The 24,430-nt window shown below is 55.1% G+C and carries 19 protein-coding genes and 1 tRNA gene; 8 read left to right on the forward strand and 12 right to left on the reverse strand.

Annotation, left to right across the window (positions count from 1 at the left end):
* Positions 1 to 3 precede the first annotated feature (3 nt).
* Genes Q0O99_RS14085 through Q0O99_RS14100 form a run of 4 tightly spaced genes read right to left on the reverse strand, consistent with a single transcriptional unit; the run spans position 4 to position 2,534 of the window.
* Positions 4 to 807 (reverse strand): UDP-2,3-diacylglucosamine diphosphatase, encoded by an 804-nt coding sequence (locus Q0O99_RS14085; protein ID WP_293752611.1) that lies wholly within the window; start codon positions 805 to 807, stop codon positions 4 to 6.
* 11 nt (positions 808 to 818) lie between these two features.
* Positions 819 to 1,325 carry a peptidylprolyl isomerase gene (locus Q0O99_RS14090; protein WP_293752612.1) on the reverse strand — a complete coding sequence of 169 codons (507 nt, stop codon included), beginning with the start codon at positions 1,323 to 1,325 and terminating at the stop codon, positions 819 to 821.
* Positions 1,326 to 1,329: 4 nt separating this feature from the next.
* Positions 1,330 to 1,977, reverse strand: coding sequence for a peptidylprolyl isomerase (locus tag Q0O99_RS14095; protein WP_293752613.1), 648 nt, complete (start codon positions 1,975 to 1,977; stop codon positions 1,330 to 1,332).
* Between the two features lie 50 nt (positions 1,978 to 2,027).
* Positions 2,028 to 2,534 (reverse strand): tetratricopeptide repeat protein, encoded by a 507-nt coding sequence (locus Q0O99_RS14100; RefSeq protein WP_293752614.1) that lies wholly within the window; start codon positions 2,532 to 2,534, stop codon positions 2,028 to 2,030.
* A gap of 281 nt (positions 2,535 to 2,815) precedes the next feature.
* Here Q0O99_RS14100 and cysS point away from each other — a divergent pair, with 281 nt between their 5' ends.
* The 6 genes from cysS (at position 2,816) to Q0O99_RS14130 (ending at position 8,402) form a co-directional block, all read left to right on the forward strand.
* Positions 2,816 to 4,192, forward strand: coding sequence for a cysteine--tRNA ligase (cysS, locus tag Q0O99_RS14105; protein WP_293752615.1), 1,377 nt, complete (start codon positions 2,816 to 2,818; stop codon positions 4,190 to 4,192).
* Positions 4,189 to 4,839: a DNA-3-methyladenine glycosylase 2 family protein gene (locus Q0O99_RS14110; RefSeq protein WP_293752616.1), complete on the forward strand. Its 651-nt coding sequence runs from the start codon at positions 4,189 to 4,191 to the stop codon at positions 4,837 to 4,839. Before cysS ends, Q0O99_RS14110 begins: the two co-directional genes overlap by 4 nt.
* Positions 4,840 to 4,886: 47 nt before the next feature.
* Positions 4,887 to 5,861 (forward strand): acetyl-CoA carboxylase carboxyltransferase subunit alpha, encoded by a 975-nt coding sequence (locus Q0O99_RS14115; RefSeq protein ID WP_293752617.1) that lies wholly within the window; start codon positions 4,887 to 4,889, stop codon positions 5,859 to 5,861.
* A 28-nt stretch (positions 5,862 to 5,889) separates the two neighbouring features.
* Complete coding sequence (gene tilS, locus Q0O99_RS14120; RefSeq protein WP_293752618.1) at positions 5,890 to 6,846, forward strand: tRNA lysidine(34) synthetase TilS; 957 nt, start codon at positions 5,890 to 5,892, stop codon at positions 6,844 to 6,846.
* Between the two features lie 182 nt (positions 6,847 to 7,028).
* The gene (locus Q0O99_RS14125) at positions 7,029 to 8,291 is read left to right on the forward strand and encodes an aspartate kinase (RefSeq protein ID WP_293752619.1); all 1,263 of its coding nucleotides are present in this window, start codon (positions 7,029 to 7,031) and stop codon (positions 8,289 to 8,291) included.
* Positions 8,292 to 8,309: 18 nt separating this feature from the next.
* Positions 8,310 to 8,402 (forward strand) — tRNA-Ser (locus Q0O99_RS14130).
* A 268-nt stretch (positions 8,403 to 8,670) separates the two neighbouring features.
* Here Q0O99_RS14130 and drmC read toward each other — a convergent pair.
* Genes drmC through Q0O99_RS14165 form a run of 7 tightly spaced genes read right to left on the reverse strand, consistent with a single transcriptional unit; the run spans position 8,671 to position 23,182 of the window.
* Positions 8,671 to 9,468, reverse strand: a complete 798-nt coding sequence (gene drmC / locus Q0O99_RS14135; protein ID WP_293752620.1) for a DISARM system phospholipase D-like protein DrmC — start codon at positions 9,466 to 9,468, stop codon at positions 8,671 to 8,673.
* A gap of 5 nt (positions 9,469 to 9,473) precedes the next feature.
* Positions 9,474 to 11,312, reverse strand: a complete 1,839-nt coding sequence (gene drmB, locus Q0O99_RS14140) for a DUF1998 domain-containing protein (protein ID WP_293752621.1) — start codon at positions 11,310 to 11,312, stop codon at positions 9,474 to 9,476.
* A gap of 10 nt (positions 11,313 to 11,322) precedes the next feature.
* Positions 11,323 to 14,856, reverse strand: coding sequence for a DISARM system helicase DrmA (gene drmA, locus Q0O99_RS14145; RefSeq protein WP_293752622.1), 3,534 nt, complete (start codon positions 14,854 to 14,856; stop codon positions 11,323 to 11,325).
* 13 nt (positions 14,857 to 14,869) lie between these two features.
* The gene (locus Q0O99_RS14150; protein ID WP_293752623.1) at positions 14,870 to 18,901 is read right to left on the reverse strand and encodes a DNA methyltransferase; all 4,032 of its coding nucleotides are present in this window, start codon (positions 18,899 to 18,901) and stop codon (positions 14,870 to 14,872) included.
* Positions 18,898 to 22,053 (reverse strand): DISARM system SNF2-like helicase DrmD, encoded by a 3,156-nt coding sequence (drmD, locus tag Q0O99_RS14155; RefSeq protein ID WP_293752624.1) that lies wholly within the window; start codon positions 22,051 to 22,053, stop codon positions 18,898 to 18,900. Before drmD ends, Q0O99_RS14150 begins: the two co-directional genes overlap by 4 nt.
* Positions 22,050 to 22,262: a hypothetical protein gene (locus Q0O99_RS14160; RefSeq protein WP_293752625.1), complete on the reverse strand. Its 213-nt coding sequence runs from the start codon at positions 22,260 to 22,262 to the stop codon at positions 22,050 to 22,052. The genes drmD and Q0O99_RS14160 overlap by 4 nt, the downstream gene beginning before the upstream one ends.
* A complete protein-coding gene (locus Q0O99_RS14165; RefSeq protein WP_293752626.1) occupies positions 22,259 to 23,182 on the reverse strand; it encodes a YafY family protein in 924 nt (307 codons plus the stop codon). The genes Q0O99_RS14160 and Q0O99_RS14165 overlap by 4 nt, the downstream gene beginning before the upstream one ends.
* Positions 23,183 to 23,343: 161 nt before the next feature.
* On the opposite strand from Q0O99_RS14165, the gene Q0O99_RS14170 reads away from it, so the two are divergent.
* Both Q0O99_RS14170 and Q0O99_RS14175 read left to right on the forward strand, forming a co-directional pair.
* Positions 23,344 to 23,634, forward strand: coding sequence for a hypothetical protein (locus tag Q0O99_RS14170; protein WP_293752627.1), 291 nt, complete (start codon positions 23,344 to 23,346; stop codon positions 23,632 to 23,634).
* A gap of 14 nt (positions 23,635 to 23,648) precedes the next feature.
* Positions 23,649 to 24,176 (forward strand): macro domain-containing protein, encoded by a 528-nt coding sequence (locus Q0O99_RS14175; RefSeq protein ID WP_293752628.1) that lies wholly within the window; start codon positions 23,649 to 23,651, stop codon positions 24,174 to 24,176.
* Here the strand turns inward: Q0O99_RS14175 and Q0O99_RS14180 are convergent.
* A partial coding sequence (locus Q0O99_RS14180) for a histidine phosphatase family protein (protein ID WP_293752629.1) occupies positions 24,130 to 24,430 on the reverse strand: 301 nt, incomplete at its 5' end. The two genes, Q0O99_RS14175 and Q0O99_RS14180, sit on opposite strands and share 47 nt — an antisense overlap.

Genomic DNA, 24,430 nt, shown 5'->3' on the forward strand with positions numbered 1-24,430 from the left:
GACCTACAACGTGTTGTGGGTGGTTGGCGTCAGGTCCAAACGGGTGTCATCACCACCGCGCTGCAGCCTGAACACTTGGGCTCTGTGCGGCGCGTGGTCCAGCGACCAGTCGCTCAGCACATGCCTTTGCCCTGAGCCCAATGGGTGGTCGGCGGGCTGGTGGGTGTGGCCATGCACCAGGCGATCGGCCCCGGCGGCGTTCAACCAATTCAAAGCCATGTCCGAGTCGGCATCGGCATAAACGGCGCTGCTTTGTTTTTGGGATTCGCTTTGCGTGCGCATGGCGCGGGCCAGGGCCTGGCGTTCGTGCAGGGGTTTGGCCAAAAATTCAGCTTGCCAGTCGGCACTGCGCACCTGCTTGCGAAAGGCTTGGTAGGGGCGGTCCTCCAGGCACAGCGCATCCCCGTGGCTCAGCAAAATGCGTTGCTCGCCCAAGAGCAGCAAGCAGGGGTCGCTCAAGGCGTGCACGCCGCAATTGGTCAAGAAGCGCGGCCCCACCAAAAAGTCCCGGTTGCCGGGCAGGAAGGCCACATGCAATCGCTGCGCGCTTTGGCGCAAGACCTGCGCGCAGCGCTGCAAAAAGGGGTCAGTTTCGGCGGCATCGTCGCCCACCCAAACCTCGAACAGGTCACCCAGAATCAGCACCGCATCGGCCGGCGTACTCGCCATGTAGTGGCGCCAGGCTTCGAAAGTGGCCGGCTCTGAGGCCTGGAGGTGCAGGTCCGAGATCAAGTCCACCGTCTGCCATGCCGCTGGCGCTGTCAGCCGACCGAAGGTCGGGGCTGTGGTGCGCGAATCAGCGGACACGGCTCAATCCATCACAGTGCGACGGCTTTTTCGATCACGACGTCCTCTTTGGGCACGTCACCGTGGCCACCACGGTTGCCGGTTTTCACGACCTTGATCTGGTCGACCACATCGGTGCCCTTGACCACTTTGCCGAACACGGCATAACCCCAGCCTTGCATGGAGGGCGCGGTGTGGTTCAAAAAGTCGTTTTTGGCGACGTTGATGAAGAACTGCGACGAGGCGGAGTGGGGCGCCGAGGTGCGGGCCATGGCCACGGTGTACTCGTCGTTCTTCAGGCCATTGTTGGCTTCGTTTTCGATGGTGGCGTCCGTGGGCTTTTGGGTCATGCCGGGCTCAAAACCACCGCCTTGGACCATGAAGCCGGGGATCACGCGGTGAAAAACCGTGTTGTCGTAATGGCCCTTGTTCACATAGGCTAAAAAATTTTCGGTCGACTTGGGGGCTTTTTCGGCGTCCAGTTCGAGGGTGATGACGCCGTAGCCGGTGATGTGCAGTTCGACTTGTGGGTTGCTCATGGTGTTACTTCAACAAGGTGATGGATTGGATGACGACCGGCGTGCGGGGAACATCGGTCGGGAAGGGGCCGCCTGCGCCCGTGGGCGTGTTGCGGATTTTTTGGACCACGTCCATGCCGGACGTGACTTTGCCAAAAACGGTGTAGCCGAAGCTTTGAAAACTGGGATCTAAAAACGCGTTGTCTACCACGTTGATGAAGAACTGCGCGGTGGCCGATTGCGGATCATTGGTGCGGGCCATGGCCAGTGTGCCGGTGGTGTTTTTCAGGCCAGCAGCCAGGGCTTGGCGGCCCTCATGCGCGACTGGAGCGCGGGTTTTCTTTTCTCGGTACTGGCCATCGTAGCCCCCGCCCTGCAGCATGAAGCCAGGAATCACGCGGTGAAAAATCGTGCTCTCGTAGTGTTTGTCATTGACATACTGAACAAAGTTGGTCACGGTTTTTGGGGCTTTGTCGGCATACAGCTCGGCCTCGATGTCACCCATGGAGGTGCTGATGCGCACTTTGGGGGTGCTGGCGCTCGCTGGGGTGGGAGCGTTTTGCGCCTGCGCAACCCAAGGGGTCAACAAGCTCAGGCTCAGGGCCAGGGCGGCCCAGCGGCGGTGGTGCTTCAAATGGGTCATGTGTTTGGGCAGGAGTGGTGGGACTGTCATGGGCAGGAGGGCATCAAGGGTACGGCAAGGCGTCACGCATGAGGGCGTTTTCAGGGCGAGCGCATCAGCCGTTCGGCACCGTCTTGCTTGTTTTGCAAGCGGGTTTGGGCAGGTGTGACGCGTTGGGCCCGCGCGAAGGCTTGTGCGGCCATGGCCAGGTGCAGATCGCCCAAGTTTTCCAGGGCCAGCGCATAGTCCGGCCGGGCTCTGATGGCCGCTTGCAAGGCGGCCAGCGCCTCGTCGTGGCGGTTCTCGCGCACCAGCAAGGCCGCCAGGTTGTTGTGCGGCTCCGGCAATTCAGGGAAGGATTGGGTCAGGGCCCGCAGGGTGTCCATGGCCGCCTGAGTTTGCCCCATGCCGGTCTGGATATGGCTTTGCAACAGGCGCATTTGCGGGTCGGTGGGCACGGTTTTCAGCCTGGCTTCGGCCAAAGCCTGGGCTTGTGCCCATTGGCTGGTTTGCACCAAGGCATTGACATCGGTGTACACGTCGGCCCGCACGCCCAGGCTGCAAGTCCACAGGGTGCAAAAAGCCATCCAACGGAGCCAGGTTCGCATGCGTGCCCAAAGAAAGAGGGGGGGGTGAAAAAAATACGCTCCCGAGCCGCTGGGGTTGGCTCAGGCCGACTCAAAAAGAGCACCACAGGCCTTGGCTCGGGGATATACTGATTGGTCATTGTAGCGGAGCCCCTTGTGGTTTTCCGTGCACCGAAAGGTGCCGCCAGCCCCGTGCGCGCTGGCTTTTTTTGAGCCGTTGTCGCGCCGTTGTCTGAACTGACGGCCCTGGGTGCGCAGCGCCCAAAGCGGCTTTTGTTGACTGCCATTTTTTTCGATTTGACATGAGTTTGCGCATTTTCAACACGCTCAGCCGTGCTGTTTCCGATTTTTCTTCGTCCGAGCCCGGCCATGTGCGCATGTACGTCTGTGGCATGACCGTATACGACTTGTGCCACCTGGGCCATGCCCGCTCGATGATCGCGTTCGATGTGGTGCAGCGCTGGCTCAAGGCCAGTGGCTACCAAGTCACCTATGTGCGCAACGTGACAGACATCGACGACAAGATCATCAAGCGCGCCCTGGACAACGGGGAAACTATCCGCCACCTGACCGACCGCATGATCGACGCGCTGCACCAGGACGCAGACGCCTTGGGCATTGAGCGTCCCCAGCACGAGCCCCGGGCCACCGATTACGTACCCCAGATGCTCAGCATGATCGGCACGCTGGAGCAAAAAGGCTTGGCCTACCGTTCGGGAAATGGCGACATGAACTATTCGGTGCGCAAGTTTGCGGGTTACGGCAAGTTGTCGGGCAAGTCGCTCGACGAATTGAACGCCGGAGAGCGCGTGGCCGTGGAAACCGATAAGCAAGACCCGCTCGACTTTGTGCTTTGGAAAAGCGCCAAACCCACCGAGCCCGAAGACGTGAAATGGGCCAGCCCTTTTGGCACGGGCCGTCCCGGCTGGCACATCGAGTGCTCGGCCATGGCTTGCGAGCTGCTGGGCCAGACCTTCGACATCCATGGCGGCGGGGCCGATTTGCAGTTTCCGCACCACGAAAACGAGATCGCCCAAAGTGAGGGCGCCAACGGCCAGACCCTGGCGCGCTTTTGGATGCACAACGGCTTCATCAATGTGGACAACGAGAAGATGTCCAAGAGCCTGGGTAACTTTTTCACCATCCGTGATGTGCTCCAAGCGTTTGACGCTGAGACGGTGCGCTTTTTCATCGTGCGCAGCCACTACCGCAGCGCGCTCAATTACAGCGATGTGCACCTGAACGATGCCAAAGGGGCCCTCAAGCGCCTGTACACCGCATTGCAAACCGTGCCGGCCGCTGACGTGAAGCTCGATTGGACTGACCCCCTGGCCGCCCGATTCAAGGCCGCCATGGACGAAGACTTTGGCACACCCGAAGCGGTGGCCGTGTTGTTCGAGTTGGCGGGCGAAGTCAACCGCAGCGGCTCGGCCGAGCGTGCAGGTTTGCTGAAGGCTTTGGGTGGCTTGCTGGGTTTGCTGCAAACCGACCCCACGGTTTACCTGCAAGCGGGTGCAGGCTTGGACGATGCCGCCATTCAGACCCAGATCCAGGCCCGGGCAGGCGCCAAAAAGGCCAAGAATTTTGCCGAAGCCGACCGCATCCGCAACGACTTGCTGGCCCAAGGCATCTTGCTGAAAGACTCGGCCGCTGGCACGACCTGGGAGTCGGCCCCATGACGCTCAGCTCAAGCCTTGAGGTGATCCCCGTCACGCCCGCTTATTGGGCCGAGGCCTGCGCGCACCTGGCCAAAAAAGACCGGGTCATGAAAAAGCTCATTCCCCAGTTTGGTGATGCCATCCTGGAAACCCGGGGAGATGCGTTCGTGACCTTGGCGCGTTCCATCGTGGGCCAACAAATTTCGGTCAAGGCCGCACAGTCGGTTTGGGACCGTTTTGCGTCTTTGCCCAAACGGATGTCGCCGGCTGCCGTGCTCAAGCTCAAGGTCGACGACATGCGGGCGGCGGGTTTGTCGGCGCGCAAGGTGGAGTACTTGGTCGATCTGGCGGTGCACTTCAGCTCGGGCGCGGTTCACGTGCAGGCTTGGCAAGAGATGGACGACGAGGCCATCATCGATGAGCTGGTCGCGATCCGCGGCATTGGCCGGTGGACAGCCGAGATGTGCCTGATCTTTCACCTGCTCAGGCCCAATGTGCTGCCACTCGATGATGTGGGCCTGATCAACGGCATCAGCCGCAACTATTTTTCGGGCGAGCCGGTGAGTCGCAGCGACGCCCGCGAGGTCGCTCAGGCCTGGAGCCCATATTCGACCGTGGCAACTTGGTATATTTGGCGCTCGCTGGACCCCGTGCCGGTGGCGTATTGAGGGGCTGGACATCACGTCCACCCGGAACCTGAACAGAGGAGTCAAACTTGGCCAAAAAAACATTTCTCGATTTTGAGCAACCCGTTGCCGAACTCGAAGCCAAGATCGAAGAGTTGCGCTATGTGCAGACAGAATCCGCGGTGGACATCACCCTCGAAATTGATCAGCTGAGCAAGAAAAGCCAGCAACTGACCAAAGACATTTACAGCGACCTGACCCCTTGGCAGGTCACCAAAATCTCGCGTCACCCCGAGCGTCCTTACACACTGGACTACATCCACGGCATCTTCACCGACTTTGTGGAGATGCACGGTGACCGCCACTTTGCCGATGATTTGTCCATCGTGGGCGGCCTGGCCCGCTTCAATGGCCAGGCCTGCATGGTGCTGGGCCAACAAAAAGGGCGCGACACCAAAGAGCGCACGCTGCGCAACTTTGGCATGAGCAAGCCCGAGGGCTACCGCAAAGCGCTGCGCCTGATGAAAACGGCCGAAAAATTCAAACTGCCGGTCTTCACCTTTGTGGACACGCCTGGCGCTTACCCTGGCATCGACGCCGAAGAGCGCGGCCAGTCCGAAGCCATTGGGCGCAACATTTTCGAAATGGCCCAGCTTGAGGTGCCCATCATCACCACCATCATTGGCGAGGGCGGCTCAGGCGGCGCATTGGCCATTTCGGTGGCCGACCAAGTCTTGATGCTGCAGTATTCGGTCTACTCTGTCATCAGCCCGGAGGGTTGTGCCTCTATTCTTTGGAAAACCAGCGAAAAAGCCGAGGTCGCAGCCGATGCCCTGGGCATCACCGCGCACCGCCTGAAGGCGCTGGGTTTGGTCGACAAGATCGTCAACGAGCCTGTGGGCGGCGCCCACCGCGATACCGACCAAATGGTGTCCTTCCTCAAGCGCGCTTTGGGTGATGCCTGGCGTCAGGTGGCCGACCTCAAGCCCAAAGAGCTGCTCGAGCGCCGCCACGAGCGCCTGAACAGTTACGGACGCTTTACAGACACCAAAGCAGGTAAATAACCTGCTGGTGAGCCTCCAGGCTTCACGCATGGCCCTCCCACCGATGCTGTCCATCGAACAGGCCCTATCTAATTTCAGCCCGGGCCTTCCTTTTGCGGTGGCCTTCAGCGGTGGGGCCGACTCCACGGCATTGCTGTTGGCCTGCGCCCGCCGCTGGCCTGGGCAGGTGAGGGCGGTGCACATTCACCACGGCCTGCAAGTGGCGGCTGACGCGTTTGAAACGCATTGCCGAGCGCTGTGCCAACAGCTGAACGTGCCTTTGGCCGTGAGAAGGGTGCAGGCGGGCCATGCCCCGGGTCAAAGCCCCGAAGACGCTGCCCGCAAAGCGCGTTATGCGGCCCTGGCCGAAGCGGTGCAAAGCGAGTGGCCCGAGGTGCATGACATCGCGCTGGCCCAGCATGCCGACGACCAGGTGGAAACTTTGCTGATCGCCTTGTCGCGAGGCGCGGGCTTGCCCGGCTTGGCCAGCATGCCGGCCCATTGGCAGCGGCAGAGCCTCGATTGGCATCGGCCTTTTTTGTCGGTGCCCAGCGCGGCCTTGCGCGCTTGGCTGCAAAACCAAGGCCATGGCTGGGTCGAAGACCCCAGCAACACCGACGAAAGCTTCACCCGCAACCGCATCCGCGCCCGCGTGCTGACCGCCTTGGCTGAAGCCTTGCCCGCTTTTCGAGAGACCTTTGCCCGCAGTGCCAAGCATGCTGCGCAGGCGCAAGAGGTTCTCAACGAGGTGGCTGCGCAAGACCTGGCACACATCGGCGTGCCGCCCCGCATCGAGGCTTTGCAGCGCTTGAGCCGAGCCCGCCAAGCACTGGTGCTGCGCCATTGGCTGCGGCTGCAGCACGCCACCACGCCCAGTTCAGCGCAACTGAACGAGCTGCTGGACCAACTGAGCGCTTGCACCACCCGTGGCCATCGGATCCATTTGAAGGTGGGTGTGGGCTTTGTGCAGCGTGATGGCCAGCATCTGAGCTGGCAAGCCGCCTGACATTCACCTTAATCAGCCGTCTGAACCGACATGGTTGGGGCGGTTAGGGGGCTCAACGGGTCAAGAAAGTGTCAGCCTGGTGGCTACAATTAAAGGCTTTGCCAGTGAAACACCCTTGGTAACCCTTGACGATGTGGCCTTGACAGAGCGCATCCGCATTCTTTTTCTATTCATCACATCACATGGCTTTGATCGTTCACAAATACGGCGGCACCTCGATGGGCTCCACCGAGCGCATCCGCAATGTCGCCAAGCGCGTGGCCAAATGGGCGCGCGCTGGCCACCAGATCGTGGTGGTCCCCAGCGCCATGAGCGGCGAGACCAACCGCCTGCTGGGTTTGGCCAAAGAACTGGCCCCCGCCAAACCCGGCCATGATTACAACCGCGAACTCGACATGCTGGCTTCGACCGGCGAGCAAGCTTCGTCGGCCCTGCTGGCCATTGCCCTGCAATCCGAAGGCCAGCCCTCGGTCAGCTACGCAGGCTGGCAAGTGCCCATCAAGACCAACAGCGCTTTCACCAAGGCACGCATCGAGTCGATCGATGACATGCGTGTGATGGGGGACTTGAACGCCGGCAAGGTGGTGATCATCACCGGCTTTCAGGGCGTGGACGACAACGGCAACATCACCACGCTGGGTCGTGGTGGCTCTGACACTTCGGCCGTGGCCGTGGCCGCTGCCCTCAAAGCGGCCGAATGCCTGATCTTCACGGATGTGGACGGCGTCTACACCACCGACCCCCGCGTGGTGCCCGAAGCGCGCCGACTGCACACCGTGAGCTTTGAAGAAATGCTCGAGATGGCGTCGCTTGGCTCCAAGGTCTTGCAAATCCGCTCGGTCGAATTTGCAGGCAAATACAAAGTGCCCATGCGCGTGCTGTCCAGCTTCACGCCCTGGGACATCGACATCAACGAAGAAGCCGCATCCGGCACCCTGATCACTTTTGAGGAAGACGAACAAATGGAACAAGCCGTCGTTTCCGGCATCGCTTTTAACCGCGACGAAGCCAAAATCTCCGTGGTGGGCGTGCCCGACAAGCCGGGTATTGCGTACCAAATTTTGGGCGCTGTGGCCGATGCCAACATCGAAGTGGATGTGATCATCCAGAACCTGAGCAAAGACGGCAAGACCGACTTCAGCTTCACCGTGCACCGCAACGACTACGCCAAGACCATCGACCTGCTCAAGGAAAAAGTGCTGCCCTCATTGGGCGCAGCTGAAGTGTTGGGCGACGCCAAGATCTGCAAAGTCTCCATCGTGGGCATTGGCATGCGCAGCCATGTGGGCGTGGCCAGCAAGATGTTCAGAAGCCTGAGCGAAGAGGGCATCAACATCCAAATGATCTCGACTTCTGAAATCAAAACCTCGGTCGTGATCGACGAAAAATACATGGAACTGGCCGTACGCGCCCTGCACAAAGCCTTCGACCTTGACGAAGCCTGAGTTATAATTTGACCCACTGGAAACGTGACCGAGTGGCCGAAGGTGCTCCCCTGCTAAGGGAGTATGGGGTGTAGAGCCTCATCGAGGGTTCGAATCCCTCCGTTTCCGCCAATACAAAGACCTCAAACCTGCTCAGCAGGCCTTGAGGCAGCCTCAGGCCCCGCACCACGCGGGGCTTTTTGCTTTGGGCTCCTGACTGCGACCTGCTGCAGCGGCCCGAGAAAGGCGTCTCAACCCCCTTTTGTCTCAAAACCTCATGACTTTTTCGGACTTGGTTCCGAGCCGTGGATTTGCGGTTGAAGGCAAAACAGGCTTTGAACCAAGCTGAATGAAAGTTGGTGGCTCGGTGTGGGACCAGTGACTGGGCAATTGAGTATCGTCATACAGGGCCAGATAAACGGCTAAGTGTTCCGTCTGTAATCAGGGCATCGAGGTATGTATTTATCGAACTCAAGAAGTCCGCGTTATTGATCAGCACGCCAACCTCCAAGTTACGATTGAAAGCGTCGTCTGTTAGGTTGGCACTTGATATCAAAGTGGTGTCATCAATAACCGCCACTTTTGCGTGGAGTTTTCCGGGCCGACCGGCCTGGTTTCGCTCCCGTTTTTCGACTGGCCAGTGATAGACGTTGACCGCTTTTATGAGTGTTGAAGGGAAGGCTTTCATCGCATCAAAGCTCAGTTGGCCCTCGGAAGACTCCTCAAATTCAAGGATCAATCGAATTTGTACGCCACGCTGCGCTGCCTTCCAAAGCTCATCGGTCAAGCGCTTTATCTTTGCCGCGGCAAAGGTGATGAGCAGGATTTCTTGCTTGGCGTTCGCAATAAGGTCGTACAGCGCCTGGTCAATACGGCGCGCAGGTACTTTGTTGGCTGGTGTTGGTCCAGCCCACAACAATTCAATGTGCTGCTGAGCGCGCAAGCGATGAAAAGAGCTGGATGCAGTTTGAATTGCCCAGCTCAAAGCCTCCCACGACATTTGACTGGATGCTGAGCGCACCGCCGAGGCCATAAGGAACGATACGTCTGCGTTAGCTGTAGCTGGCAATCGCTGGAGAACAAATTCCGGATTGGCATCGGCTGGCAGACTACGAAGAGTTTCGCATGCTGATATCAGCCAAGCTGTAGGTGCCTTGCGAATTAATTGTTCGACTGTGGTCAAGAAATCGTCGAACATCAGTATCAATCGAAGAACGCAGTACCGCGAGCAGAGAATGTATTCACCAGGACAGACCGGTCTAGGTATCGATTGCCACGCTCGCAAGACGTTTCGGGTGCGAACTGGCAGGCATGGCAGCAGGCACCCTGTATGCCGCGGCCAAGCGTATCAGGGCGATGCTCTGAACACAGCGGATCGGATGCGCAGAGGCGCATGCTTTCTAACCCTTGTAGCATGTGCCTGCCCAACGACAGAGGATCGCCAAGCTCAACCAAACCACCCAAAGTCCCTTCGCTGTCTGGCGCGGCCGTGTAAATCAGGATGCCCGCCATTGGACCACCTTCTTCACCCGGTAGTCGAGAGTACAAGCGTTCCCGCACACTGGCGGATGTGTACCCACAGTCCAGCACGATTTGCCGCATCAGCGTATGCGCGAGCGAATGCAACAGAACCAACCTAATTCCTGGAAATCCTTCTTCCAAAGGTTGTAGTTTGCGCAGTTTTCGCCACGCCTTGTGTGACTCAAGAAACTCATGCTCAAGCTGCTGAACTTCTGGCTTCTCTTGCCAGGCTAACAACACTTCTTCTCGAATGCGCAAAAAGATACCCTCGCCCCGAACCTCAGACGCAGGGAGCCATTTGGGATTTTCGCGGCTGAGCTTGGTTAGCCGACCATCCATGGTGACAGTCGCTTCTGCAAAATCTGCGTTCGATTCAATACGGGTGAAGCCAAGCAGTGCACGTACCTCCCGGATGCGTTCAACCAAAACGGTATCTTCAAAGAAGGCCTCAAATCCTTTTGGGGGCGCAACTCGGGTGAGTTTGAAATCGCGATTTTCCGCGGCGGAATCAGGCTTTGAAAAAACCTGCCACTCCGGAAGTTTCAGATCTTCGGGTGGGGCATTGCCGCCCTGAATGCCAGAGCGTTTGAGTTCGATTGCAGTCCAAATTTCTTCATCGCTAAATTCAGAAAACAACGGAATTAAGGACTGGTAGTTCTGCTGCTCCTCACGGTAGAAACCCAATTTAGAGATGCTTGTGGCATTGGTCAGCTTGGACCACTGCTCTTCAACCAACTTTCCAATTTTATCGACAGCACGCGGGATGGATAACGCTGAAAAGGCGGTGGGAAACCAGCTGTTGGATGAGCCAAGCAAAATTGCCTTTGCCGGATCGGTACATCCTTGTTCAATTAGGCGTAGATGCGGATGATGCCCCGTGCAAGCAAATGGTGAATCTGGATCAAATGCATCTGCCATGCGTCGTTCAGCACCACATCCACAACTAACAATAATGTCAGAAGCATCACCGGACGCGCCAAATTCGCGCATAGTCATCTGAGAACCTTGGCACGGAACATTACCCTTGTGAACAAAGGCACGCCATGGAAAGTCTGATAAGTGCCCTTCGCGGCACGCCACTAAAAAGCGAACTGACATAGCCGAGGGGGCTCGCCCACCCTGGCTCTTGAGGCATCCCTGATGGACATAGGCGGTCTTGTCAGGTCGATAGGGGTCTTGAACCAGCTTGAAAACACCGGATTCCACAGAGGACAGCGTGTCGCAAAGGGAGCAGCGCATCCACCGAGGAAAAGGGACTACGGGCACGCCTACTGCTGGGGCCGCAGGGTCACGCTCCATACTTTCTAGCTTGATTGGCGGCAAATAAAGTTTACCCATCTGCGCGCCAAGACGCTTCTGAATGGCTGCTACAAGACGGTCTTCATCGACCTCCTTGCAGTAGCTGGTATCCCAATCGTCCAGACCCATGACCAAGGCTGAGATATTTGGTAAATCAACCAACGATCCGATACCAAAGGTGAAAATCAGTTGGCTAGGGCGGAGTTCTCCGAGTTCGTTCATATTCTTTTCCTCAATCGGTCCGCAAACCAGTGGACCTCTGGTCTAGCACTAAGTCAACCGTGCCTTCAACATCGCGCAACGAGTTAAGACAGGTAAACATTTCCCAATCCTTGTCGCTAGCATCTTCCAGCAAGCCAACTGTGGCACCACCTTCAGACCGGTAACCTAACTTGTGATCAGTCTGTTTATGCACCCGACTGAGCCATGCATCACGCCTGCGATCCAGCATGTCTTTTATGCGTACAGCAACCGCGGGATCATGGGTGGCATTGGCCCCACGTTTACTAAGCACATCGAACACTTGTGCCCAGATGGGGTCAGTGTCTGTGACTTCTCCGGCCTTCATGTTGGCATTGAGGTGGTCATCTGCCAAGCGCATTAGCCCCACCATGACACCAGTTAAGCCGCGGTCTAACGCCCGTGCTGAGAAGGGAGTGACAGAAAGGGCTTCTACGTGTTTATAAAAAGTCTCGTGATAGTGCTCAAAGCGCTCATAGTGAGACAGATCGCGAGGTCGAGCCCAGTTGAATACCGTACTCACAAAGCCAGGCCCATCATTGGAGCGGCCAACACGGCTGGTCGCCTGGATGTATTCAGATGTGTTTTTGGGCTGACCAGCGACCAGCATCAAACCTAATCGCTCAATATCAACGCCAACAGAAATCATATTGGTGGCTAGCACGACGTCATAGGGCACTGATGAAGTCATTGGCGTACCTGCCTTGCGCTCAGCAGCCCTTTGAGCCTCTAGCGTCTTGTCAAAGGTTGCCTCTAGCCGTTCAAGTATTTTTGGGATATCAATGCCGGATTTACGGGAAGTCAATTCTTCTACCGCACCCATTCGAATCCGTCGCTTGGCCAGACCACGTTGATCAGCATCACGAAGACGTGCCCGAATATCGTCACCAACCAGTCGCCGCGTACCCGCAAGCTCACGGATCGAGTTGAAGTACCCGGTAAGAGTCATCCACGGATCAGCTAGGCGGTCGTACTTTTCAAATAGAACCTGAGAGGAAGCCATGTGCGCAACATAGCTTCGAATCAAAGCCACTGGATAACGACGGCCGAAGGCGCTGATACCGATGTAGCGCCTGCCAGGGTATTCAGCTCCCGTAGGTCGCTGAATGGCGAAGAAGCTGTCGCGAATGCTGGTACCTTGTGGCGGAAACACTTCCAGCTTGCGCACAAATAGATTTTGAACCTGGTCGGGGGCGCGACGAATCGTTGCCGTAGATGCCACAACTTTGGGGCGTACCTTCTTGCCATCGACCACCCACGAGCAGAGTTCATCTACCGCTGCTTCATACAGACCCACCATCGAGCCAAGTGGGCCGCTTATCAAGTGCAGTTCATCCTGAATGATCAAATCAGGCGGCCTTAGGAACGCGTGTGCTCTATTGATGACGCGGGGCAGACCATTGCGTGACGGATGAGACTGAGCGTCATCAACCTCGGGCGATAGAAAGCCATGTCGATCGCATACCGCATTAACCTTGCCAAACAACATTTGTGTTTGGCCCTTCCAGGGCATCTGCGCAAATTTATCCACCGTCGCTATCAGCAGGGATGGGGGCCGACGATAGATTTCTTCGTCCACCACCATCACCGGCAAGCCCTCTTTGGGCGCTTGTTTTGCTGTGAATTCGCAGCGGCCCAGACTGTCACCACAGTACGTCACGCAGCGACCAATATCACTAGGCGCTTCATAGACATGAAGGTGTTGCTCCCTGATCGAACTGCCACACCAGGGGCAGGACGTAATTTGATGCGGCGTGCCAGATGCTGATGGGCGGCCACCTACATTGTGTTGGCGCAACGAGTTGGCAGCCGATGCCAGCGTATTCGGGGTGGTTTTGTTACCAACCCACAGCCCCAAGCGGAAAGGAGTATCACCCCATTTAGCGACATCAACACGACGTATCGTTTCACAGGCGCACATCAAGGCAGCAGCACGCTGGAATTGTTGCAAGGTCAACAAGCGTAGGGTATAGCGCATCAGGACCGCAATTCCATGCTCACCGCTTCGGCCTTCAATCACCCCTTGAAGCCGACGCAAGGCAAGGGTGTAAGCGGTCAAGCCTAAATAAGCTTCAGTTTTACCGCCACCGGTGGCAAACCAGAGCAGGTCAGCAACGGCATCGGTTTCATGACTTCGATCGGGATGGTGCAGGTCGGTAAGGCTCGGCAGGTTGAGCAACACAAACGCCATCTGGAAAAGACGCCAGCTACGGTTCTCAGGCTGGTCGAGCGAACTCGTGCCATCTTCAATGGTTAACGCATTCTTGCGAACTTTACGGGCAAAGATGGAGTGAATACGCTGCTGCCACATGGCGCGATTGGCAAATCGGAAAGCCTCCTCCGCTAGCGAATTTGACTCAATCAGGTTCACCCCTGCATTGATTCGCTCCAATGCCCGGCGGCAGCTCTTGACGGATCGTTGTGCCGCTTCTTCATGTCCTTGCAATCGCTCTTTGGGCAATTGCAGCTTGACTTCTTCAACGTTGATCCAGACTCGATAAGCCGTCTCGATATGGCGAAGGCTGGCAATCAAACCTTCCTTGGGTAGTTCGCTCAAGGCCTTCATGTCCATGGTCAGACCAGCAAGGTTTTCGTCATCTTTGACAGAACGTGGAGTTTGCTGGGGAACTTCAAACATTGGCACCCATTCGGTTTCCACCATCACGGCACGCTCAGCAAGGGGCTCCGGTAATGTCGAATGAATTGAAATCCCGTGCCCAACTGCAAACTCGCGTTGGTGGCGATAGAGCATTTCAAGCGTTTCTGTCTCTTCACGTGTCAACGGATCCATGCGTGAAAGGTCCACCTTGGAGTTCTTGCGCTGAACGAAGATAGGCACGTTATCAGCACCATGCACGCGCAGTTTTGGCTGGAACAACCAGACCTCGTCTTTGGGCTCGTTTCGGCCTTTACGCTCTTCCTGCAGGTTGACCATGAACAGCGTTGCCACCCAACCATCAGCAGTCAGACGCATGCGCCCTTGCATCACAACCAGCGGATGGTCAGGGTGCAGGGTCACAGGCGCGATAACACCATCTTTCAGTTTGAGCGTCATTGCTGGTGCTACGACTGGTGACCGCTTCCAGACTCTGGCGGGATTCCCGTCCTTTTTGAGTTGAGCTTCACTTGATACCTTGAGGTATTGCCCCCATTCGGCCTCAACCACAATTTCTTGTATGTCCGTGGCAACTACAAAGCTCAGACCCATTGATGACGGGAAATAGGTGCTGCCAGCAGGAACGCCCGAATCAGTTGGGCCTTCTTCACCGTCATCACCATCGCCAGTTGCTAGTTCGTCTAATTCTCCACCGTCAACTTCCTTGTCTTTCGGTGCAAGCATGCCTACCAGATAACGCTGGTAGGCATGGTCTTCGTATTGATTCAGTTCTTCACTAGGGCCACCAGCTGGGCCAAGCAGGTCACGGACGACCATATCGGTGAGCTCATCTCGGATGGCGGACGGAGTGGCTGTTGCCAGCGCAGGGGCTGCAATGGACGTTGTTGCGTGCGAATTGGATGTGGTCATTGATGATTCCCTGTCACAAGTCCATCGTGATTTGGCCGCTAGCGTCTTTCAACTTACGACCGCGTTTGGCAGATATATATTCCGACTGCACTACCTGCTCGTTTTTTTCGGCAGCGTAGCGTTGATGGTTCAGATCAAGCAGTCGGTCGAGGATTTCCCGTCGGGCGTCTTCGGAAATCGTGTATCGCACTCCATGTTTCGTATCATAGAAATTATGGCCAAGGATAATGTCACCCCATCCATATGCATCCATCACACTAAAATCCATTTGGGATTGTAAATTTCTCAGCTCTACTAATCTTTTATCGAAGTCATTAGAGTTATGGAATTTTCGATAAAAATTGGTTAGTCCCGACTGAAATTCATCAAGAAATTCCTGTCTACCTGCATGAAAAACTTTACCGATATCATTCATAGACATTAGTGATCCTACGGGGAGAGGAAAGGTTTCAAAGCAATCTGTCGGAATATATCTAGGTGCAGATCCAAGTGTTGACGAAAATCGCGCAGTCCAAGCCTCGTGAATACTGGATTGAAGGATAGAGAAATCTGACCATAGACTTTTCTTAAAAATTACAACACCATCTGTATGAATCCAATTAGATGGCACAAATCTAATGCCGTGATATGAAGAAACTCTGGTTTTTACTAACCAGTTAGATTCAGTCGTTTTGTCTTTGTAAAGCTCATTTCGAGAGTGCCAAAACTTCCACCACTCATTAACCATGCGCGGATATTTCTCTTTATTTTTCTTTTGCCTCTCAGGAAATACAACATTTTTTAAATAGTTAAATGGTTCAGTATATTGTTCTGCTTCGCTATGATTCATTTCCCCAAAACTTATAATCCAACTAGGCGCAGCTTGTAAATTGTTAGCTCCAATATCCTCACCTCTTATAAATGGAAATAATATATTCTTGTTTTTTATATTGTTCTTAATCCACTCTTGAGCCTGAATTTCTGAAACAATGAATCCATCAGTTCCTCCAAGATGAACACCTATGAAGCATATGCGATCATTTTCATGGAGTATTTTGGGTAAGCTATTTCTAGACCCAGTAAGCAAACTATCAATATTTTCAACTAAAGCATCGTTTAGGTATCGAGTACCTTTCCAACCGGGATCACTAAATACAACAACTACTACTTCGAGCTGAGCTTGCCCAGGCCACTTAAGACCAGTTTTTGCATATGAAATACTTCTTTTGGATGAAATAACTTCAATAGTCCCTCGGCGGGAAGCGCCTTGGGTAATTGTGTTTGTTCCAATCAAACCGATAGACCCATTGATGCCAGTGAGTACATCAGCCCGTCTGAAGAAATGGCAGCAAAAGTCAGTTTTTTTGGTCAGTAAGCTATGAAGGGTAACCAGGTAACTCGCGTATTCATCCCCAAATACTTCAACGGCACGAGATCCACCAAGAAAAGGGGGGTTTCCAATAAATGCATTAAACCCTCCTACTGACGAAATTTCTGGAAACATTAATGCCCAGTGAAAGCAGCGCTTTTGACCTATTTCAAGGCGGGCATAGTCTTTTAATTCATGTGTCCCTTTGACCCAGTGCTCTATCATGAGTTCGGATGTTTTCTCCCTTAAAGCCTCATAAGCTTTTCCTTGCAACCCTTGCAATTCAACAGCCATGAGAATGTCTGCTGCTGCATTCAGTTTAGTCACCGCATCCTCAGCCTCGGCAAACAACACGGCTTTAGCTGCAATTTGCTCTGGGGTATCCGAGGGCATACACCCCAAAGCCTCCCGTTTCTTCTTTGCTTCGTCGATATGCCGCCTAAGATGCAATGAGCTAAAAGTTTGCTGCTTGACGCCACCCGGACGAAGGCTGAAATTCTCTAGTTGCTCAAACGAAGTTATTCCTAGAAGCGAATCGCCGCATTTGAAGGCGTGATCTAAAAAGGTGAAAGGCCGATGGGCATCGACGGTGATCAGCCACAGCGACAACTTGGCCATTTCCACTGCCATTGGATTAATGTCAACACCGTATAGGCAGCGGTCAGCTACCACACGCCGCGCAACAGCGATGCGTTCTGCTGCTTCAGTAGGTACCAATCGTTCACTGGGTGAACCTTCAGAAAATTTTCCATCCGGCGTTATAAGCACCTGACCAGGATGCAACTTCTCTTCGCCTTCCCAGGCTTCAACCAGCCGTTCTGCCATATAACGGCACACCTGCACAAGAAAAGCGCCTGAACCCATCGCCATGTCACAGACCTTAAGGTCAAGAATATCCTTGGGAGACTTGAGCGTCCATCGCTCGCGTGGCCAGCCATCCGCTGGGCCTTGATAGACCAGTGGCTCCAGCGTGTGCTGGACGATAGGTTCGGTAAGGGTTGGTGGCGTGTAATGGGTACCAGAACTGCGCCGGTCGGTGCCTGCGGTGACGTAGACACTTCCAGTTAGCACTACCAAGGGGCGCTCAAACGAATCTTCGCGAATCAGCCGGGCAAAGGGCGACAGTCGGTTTAGCAAGGCATGGTCGTAACCGCAGGCGACCAATATCTTGTGCTCATCTAGCAGACTGCCATCGTCGAGTGTTTTGCGTATCGCAGATAGTGAGCGACCAGTAATGTCCTTGAGAAATTCGACGAGCTTGTCCTGACCTTGGGCCAACAAGGACTCTAGTTTTGACAGTGGAATTTCAGCTTCTTTGTTGCGCGGGCCTTTGATGCCGAGCACCGGCTCTGCGGCGAGAACACACGTGTGGTCAAGCAAGCCCTCATAAACGTGACCAATCTGTTCAACACCGAGGGCGCGAAAGGAAACCCGCCGTGTCTCAGCTACGCCACCAGCGCTGGGTTTGATACGCAAGCGTTGCAAAGAGTTGAGCAGATGCAGCACCACTCGGTTATTTACGCTTAACGGTTCGGCAGCCGTCTCGCGCCAAAGGCTACCAGCCGTACGGCCTTCAAGGAAAGGATAGCGGTCTGGGTCAAACAACGATCCGCCATAGGCTTGCATCAGCAGATCTTGATGCTTAACTCCGCCATGGACTGCCCGAAAACTGGACAACAGTCGCGCCCATGCGTCGGTCCGGCGCTCCAATACCTCTTCACCATAGAGGTCAGCAACTTCCTGCAGTTGCTCCTGCAATGTTGAAACCGCGTAGTTGTTGTCATACAGCGGCTTGCCGAGGTGCAATAACCCACGTTCCTCCGCCGAAAACAAGAAAACCAGCCGCATCATGATTGTGAGCGCGGCTTCGTACTGCTCATTTGGTCTAACGCCCTTCAAGAGGACTCGACCGCTATCTTTGTCAATCGCGTCAAAGGACTGGACCAGCACCTCGACAGCTTCACGCACCTGAAAACCAAGCTGATCGGTAACCTCTTGCTGGTCATTAGCACTTTCCTTGAGCAAAGCCAAGAGCGTGCTGTCATCGGCAACGCCAAAGAAGCGGCGCACACCCAGAAGGGAGTGGAAAGCCCGCAGAGTGATGGGTTCATCCAACCAAAGGGCACCAAACCATGATGCATACCCTGTAATTTCCCCGCGGGGTGCATACACAAGCATCCATTGCTCGCCGTTTGTGACCAGACCCAGCGGAACACCCGCGCCATGCAACAATTCCATCATCCGGGTTGCTGGCGTAGCCTTCCAGTGCTTGCCGATGACTGGTCGATCAAGCTTCTGCTCAGCGGGGTAACTGGAGATCAGCAATTGAGCCTTGCCACTTGTATCTGTACCGGCTGGACCAGTCAGAGCAAAGTCAGGGCGTAAGGTTTCACCCATTTCTGGCATCTTGGCTTCCAACCCAGCAGGAAGAGCTTGCCCTTCAACAACTTGATTTGCAGGGTAACCAAGCACCGTTGTTAGGACATGGAGCACCCACGCGCGCTGCTGTCCGGGTGCTGCAGGGTTGTCCTGCCAATCCTCATATGCGGCGCGCAGAGCCTTTGCCTGCGTTGGATCTCGCGGCTCCAGACCTTGCGAAAAAACTCGAAGCAATACCGGCAGCGAAACAAACGGCCCTGATATCTCAACAAGGGATAACCAGTCAGAATGGTGGCGAGAAGCGGTGGGGGCGCTCATGTCCGGCTCCTTGTGATTTCAAGTACCGCTTTACGCGGGATCAGCCAGGTGACAGCGACTGGAAAAAGCCTCGCACTCGGATTGGAAAAGCGAGATCGGATGTGATCGGATTCACGCTGAATTTCTTCTGGAATTTCCTTGATCCGGCGGTGCAGGGCTGCGAGATCATTTTCCCGCTGACGTTTGCCAGGCTCATCTGCTCCAAGGTCCAACACCATTTGCGGACCATCTTTGCGATCCAGCTCGGCTTGTATGGCGCGTTGGAGTTCCGTCATTACGGTCTTGATCTTGTTCACTTCCTTTTCGGCCAGCTCCTCAAGGTTTTTTTCCAGATTCTTTGTGCGCTCGACACGACGGGCATCCAGTGATGCCAGCAATGCATCCCGATTTTTAGCCCATAGGGCCTGAAAACGTTCCTCAATAGCCGCCGGTGCAGGGTTGTCTGTCGCGGCTTCTAATGCAGCTTTCGTTTCGCCCACGTTCAATCGACTGAAACGGCCTTCGATCAGCGCCCCACCAGCGGTGATGACTTCTTCGTGAAGACGATGGTTGTCACCTCCCAGTACGACGATACGGCCATGGGCGATAACTACCGGATGGCTCAAGGCTGAGTCATCAACAATGCAGGCCGATACCCTTGATAGGTGCTTAGCTTGAGTCCCCAAGGACCAGATTTCAGCACGCAACAAACGCAGGCACATTTGAACCAACCTGTGGTTCAGGTGGGCGAGCACAACATCATCGCGTCCCGTGGCAAGGGCAGCGTCGAAGACGATTGGGCGCACCCTCTTGTTATGCGGATGGGCAAGCCCATCGGCACATTGGGCCCAACTGTTTGAAAGAGCTGGTAAGCGAAAGACTGGGCAGCTTTTACGTACACCGGTGGGATCAGGCCAGATGCCTTCAACGTTGACCGGAATTAGCGCTGGTTGCTCGGCCAGTTCAAGACCAACACGGACCACATTTTCGATGTGCTCAGGTGTCAGGTTCAGCTCATGCTGGGTTTCATGTAATTGGGACGCGAGTTTTTCCAACTGCTCACGCAGCTTACGCTCAAACTTCAGCATTTTGCGTACTGGCTCAGCTTCCAGTTCGGCGCGCGTGGTATCAAGTCTGCTACGTCGTCCAAGCATGGCTTCTTCAACCTGGCTGGCAATAACGGGACCCACTTTGCCAAGGTCTTCTCGTATAGTCTCAACCTTGAGGGCAGCCCGCATCAGGAATTCAAGGTCACCTTCTAAATCACCTACCTTGCCGGTAACACTTGCGTCGGCAAAGCCGCGGCCAACGAAATGGTGAATGTGGACTTCATCAGTTTTTTGGCCATGGCGATCAACACGGCCATTGCGCTGCTCCATGCGGTTCGGGTTCCACGGAATCTCAAAGTGAATGAGCTTTGAGCAGTGGTTCTGCAAGTTGACACCTTCGGATGCGGCGTCGGTGGCCAACAGAATCCGCACCTTGGATTCTTTTGGGTTGGATTGAAACGCCGCCTTGATGGGTTCGCGCAGGTCATTCATCATGCCCCCAAAGATCATTTCCAGGCGTCCATCCGCGGCCAAACCCTCACGGGCCAGCAAATCAAAAAGCCATTTTTGTGTGGCGCGGTATTCGGTAAAGATGATGACGCGCTCGTCATTCCACTGACCACCGGTTTGCAAGGTAGTTTTAATCCAGTCGATCAGCGTTTGTGCCTTGCAATCAGGTCGCTGCGTGCTCTTGGCGGCAAATTCGCTGAGCTCACGCAGTAGCGCCTTTTCTTCGGTGGATATGGGCGACAGAGCCTGGCTGACAGAGCTAACAACTTCCCCGGTTTCGACTTCGTAAGCTTCATCATCGGCATAGTCATCCGAAAAATCTTCAATCTCACGATGGAGGTTGCTGGCAAGCTTGCGACGGCCAACCGTGGCAATGTGCTTTTCCAATGTGATGCCAAAGGCGGCAGGCGATGAAAACAGCCGCTTTTTAAGTAGCTTCAAAACAAATTCGGTGGCCATGCGTTCGCCGTCCGTCGTGGCCTGCTTCAAGCGCAACTCAGAATATTGGCGCAGAGCTTGGTGAGCCTGACGCTCTTCGTCGGTGTGGGGTACCTCAATGTGTTTGACCATGCGCTCAGCAAAGCGACGACTCCCATCCCAGCGCAGCTTGAGTTCGGACTTCATTCGCCGGACCATGACTGCATCGAGCTGGTTGCGGTCAGGAGTGACAGCCCGAGCAAAGCGTTGGTTATCAAGCAACTCCAGCAGTGCCGCAAAACTTTCGCGATAACCGTTATGCGGGGTAGCAGACAAAAAGAGCTTGTGCTCAAAATGCGGGCCAAGAGAACGGATTGCCGTGGTGCGCTGTGAGTCCGTGGCGTACTTGCCACGGCCAGAGGGCGCAACGTTGTGCGCCTCATCCACGATCATTAGGTCATACGCGCGCGGGTAGGTTGGCTGGTCACCTGCAGGCAGCGTTTCGCGGAAGGTGCGCAGCGGTCTTTCGCGCTTGAGAAAATCGATTGATGTGATCAACCGCGGGAAATGTGACCATGGATTGACATGGATACCCCGCTTACGACGCAGCTGGCTAATGGTTTCACTGTCAATGATGCGAAATTCCAGGCCAAATTTGTCGCGCATTTCTTCCTGCCACTGCACTTGCAGGGAAGATGGGCAGATGATCAAAACTGAGCGCACCCGGTGGCGCAGGATCATTTCCTGTACCACCAAGCCAGCTTCTACCGTTTTTCCAAGCCCGACGTCATCGGCAATTAGCAGATTCACCCGCGGCATGGACAGGGCGCGGACCACCGGATCCAACTGATACTCGTCAATTTCAATGCCACTGCGGAAGGGTGATTGCAGGGCTTTGTCGTCAGCCTGGGAGACTGCTCCCCAGCGGACTGCATCTAAAAAGGCCTGTAATCGCTTTGGATGGTCGAATGAATCAGGGTCCGGTAGCGTGGACTTTTCGTGCACCTGGGTGCCGGGTTCCAGCTCCCAAATGACATTCAGTTCTTCGCCAATCCCGTCATCCTCGACAGAGGACAGCTTGATTAGGTGGGTGGGCCGTGCACCATCGCCGCCCAAACCAGGAGCGGAGGGAATTATTTCCGTTACGACAAATGGTCGTTTCCGAACGATAGCAAGTTGACCAATTTCGGGAGTCATTGCTGTTTCCTGTCAAAGTGGCGCACTTTGTCGCGCTTGAATGAGAAATTCAAAGGATGCATTTTGGTGAGGCTCTCCAGTTCTTGAAGTTCACCTGAACTGCTTATTAGGTTAATTTCATAGCCTGACCTATAAATTCTCTCAACACGCCATTCTTTCTCCCGAATGACTGTTTGAGAGCCAGGTGTGTTGGCCAACATGTGGTTCATTCAATGTTCCTTAACTCACTAACCGACCTACTCGAGGGATACCCGGGAGCAAGTGCAGCGCTTTCAACGCCGTAAAGTGTTTGTGAATTCTTCAACCAAAGATGGTGCTCTTTGGGGTCCAATGTGTGCTTGGATGAGCAATCAACTGACCATCGCCGCAGTGCATATCCAACCAATGGAGCTCGCATGTCAAGCGCCAGCATGCCGTTGTGCATCATGAAGTCGGCCTCGATCGCCTTGGGGTGGGCAATGCCTGGGTGGGGCACCAGCTCGATATGGACCAGTCGTGCCCACTGCACATCTGACTCAATTTGTTCTTCGACTGGGATGGGCTGGTCAATCGGCTTTGCCTTGACGATCCGTGTCAATGCAAAGTCCGCAAAGCGGCCCCGCTCACGGTCATACGCGCGCAAGTGCCAACGTAGGCCAGTGTCGGCCAAGGCTAGGGGGCACAGCGTCTTTGTTGAGGCTCCAGAGGTCAACGACAGGTAGTTGACCTTGACTTGGCGTCTTCCGGCAATGGCGCGAGTGAGCGTCGCCAGTGTTTCGATTTCGGGTTTAACCAGGTCGCTGGCGCTTTCGCAGGGGACAGAGCGCTTGAGCTTTTGGTCCATGTTGTCGCCAAAGCCTGCTCGGAACCAGGTGAGAACGCGCTCTGCTGAGTGTTCAAACAAGGGTGTGAAGCGGTCGGTCGTTGCGTACTTGCGTTGACCGGCGTCGTAGAAGAGGTTGAGTGGTGCCAGGCGACGGTAGGTGCTTAGGTCGCGTGCTGAAGCAGCAGGCTTGACCCCAAAGCGTCTCTCAATATCCGCGCGGGTCAGATCGCCACAGAAGAAAGCTTTGACTTCAATGTAGAAAAGTCGCTCTCTTTGCGTCTGCGTCAGGTCGTCAAGTGCAGCAGCGACTCGTTTGTTGACCACGTATTTGTCTCCATCTTATCTGCTCGTGTTCCACTCTAGCATATTCAATGACTGCACTTAATCATTTTGATGCAGATAAGCGTCATTGGTGCTAGAATTTTTAGAACGACCAGGTTGGATCCGGTCGCCTAGCCCGAAATCATCACTTTTAGGAGATGAACATGTCTTTTTGGCAGATCTTGGGGCGACTCGCTGTGTCTGACACCGGTGAAACTTTGCAAAAGGTCTCGGACACCACCAGCGTCTCGTCTGACGGTACGACCTACACAAAGATGGGCTCGACCACCGTTGGGTCAGATGGTTCTGTCTTCACTCAGATGGGAAGTTTCAGCAATGACGGAAGCACCCGCATGGGTAGCACGGCCACTGGAATTGGTGCGGTTTTCAATAACCCGAGCGACGACTTTGGGTTCGGCTCCAAAAAATCCAGAAATGACTTTGACGATTTTTAAGGTACTTGAACTTCATGCAGATTGAAATCGTCGTCGGCAACATCGTCCAGCAACCGGATGTTGATGCCCTGGTTAACTCGGCCAACGCAAATCTTCGCTTTGGATCAGGCGTGGCCGGGGCCATTCATACTGCAGCCGGGCCAGAACTCGAGCAATATTGCCGCCGCCATTCGCCGATTGCTTTGGGTGAAGCGGTTGTGACCCCCGGCTTTGAACTGCCAAACCCTTTTGTGATTCACGCTAGGGCTGCCAGCTTCATCAATGACGACCACCCCGAGAAATACCTCGACCTTGCCGTTGCTCAGACTCTCCGTGTGGCTAAAGAAGCAGGCATCAAATCAATGGCTATGCCCGCAATCGGAACTGGGGTTTTTAAGTTCCCACCAGAGTTGTCTGCTGAAATCATCATCAACGGACTACTGAGTCGGAGTGAGGGCCATCGTAAGGCGCGTTTCAAAAGGCAAAATTTCAGGCCAACCTTGCCACTTAGCTGGTTTAAATATCAATGCGCCACCACTCTCCATAGCTGGGCGCATCCTTAGGCCATTGGCTGGCGCTGCTAACGCTTCGGAACCCTTGTGACAGCAAGCGCACGGAGCGCGCCACTCCGGCATGGGTAATCCACACCTGGGGTGCATCAGGATGTTGCCGCGCGGCATCCCACAGGTCTGTAACCCGGGCCAATACCTGGTTAGCGCTTTCCACACCGCCAAAGCGGTGTGCGCCGAAATCATCGGTCCAGGCTTGCATGGCTGCCAGGGGAATCGCGTCCCAGGCCACGCCCTCCCATGTGCCG

This window comes from Limnohabitans sp. Rim8 (genome assembly GCF_945901735.1).
Lineage (GTDB): Bacteria > Pseudomonadota > Gammaproteobacteria > Burkholderiales > Burkholderiaceae_C > Limnohabitans_A.

What these genes read in the sequence shown, in the direction of transcription:
- Q0O99_RS14110 (WP_293752616.1), top strand. Translation starts at nt 4,189, where the DNA reads ATGACGCTCAGCTCAAGCCTTGAGGTGATCCCCGTCACGCCCGCTTAT.
- Q0O99_RS14090 (WP_293752612.1), bottom strand. Translation starts at nt 1,325, where the DNA reads ATGAGCAACCCACAAGTCGAACTGCACATCACCGGCTACGGCGTCATC.
- drmA (WP_293752622.1), bottom strand. Translation starts at nt 14,856, where the DNA reads ATGACCACATCCAATTCGCACGCAACAACGTCCATTGCAGCCCCTGCG.
- Q0O99_RS14160 (WP_293752625.1), bottom strand. Translation starts at nt 22,262, where the DNA reads ATGAACCACATGTTGGCCAACACACCTGGCTCTCAAACAGTCATTCGG.
- drmD (WP_293752624.1), bottom strand. Translation starts at nt 22,053, where the DNA reads ATGACTCCCGAAATTGGTCAACTTGCTATCGTTCGGAAACGACCATTT.
- Q0O99_RS14125 (WP_293752619.1), top strand. Translation starts at nt 7,029, where the DNA reads ATGGCTTTGATCGTTCACAAATACGGCGGCACCTCGATGGGCTCCACC.
- drmC (WP_293752620.1), bottom strand. Translation starts at nt 9,468, where the DNA reads ATGTTCGACGATTTCTTGACCACAGTCGAACAATTAATTCGCAAGGCA.
- Q0O99_RS14175 (WP_293752628.1), top strand. Translation starts at nt 23,649, where the DNA reads ATGCAGATTGAAATCGTCGTCGGCAACATCGTCCAGCAACCGGATGTT.
- drmB (WP_293752621.1), bottom strand. Translation starts at nt 11,312, where the DNA reads ATGAACGAACTCGGAGAACTCCGCCCTAGCCAACTGATTTTCACCTTT.
- Q0O99_RS14095 (WP_293752613.1), bottom strand. Translation starts at nt 1,977, where the DNA reads ATGACAGTCCCACCACTCCTGCCCAAACACATGACCCATTTGAAGCAC.
- Q0O99_RS14100 (WP_293752614.1), bottom strand. Translation starts at nt 2,534, where the DNA reads ATGCGAACCTGGCTCCGTTGGATGGCTTTTTGCACCCTGTGGACTTGC.
- cysS (WP_293752615.1), top strand. Translation starts at nt 2,816, where the DNA reads ATGAGTTTGCGCATTTTCAACACGCTCAGCCGTGCTGTTTCCGATTTT.
- tilS (WP_293752618.1), top strand. Translation starts at nt 5,890, where the DNA reads ATGGCCCTCCCACCGATGCTGTCCATCGAACAGGCCCTATCTAATTTC.
- Q0O99_RS14170 (WP_293752627.1), top strand. Translation starts at nt 23,344, where the DNA reads ATGTCTTTTTGGCAGATCTTGGGGCGACTCGCTGTGTCTGACACCGGT.
- Q0O99_RS14150 (WP_293752623.1), bottom strand. Translation starts at nt 18,901, where the DNA reads ATGAGCGCCCCCACCGCTTCTCGCCACCATTCTGACTGGTTATCCCTT.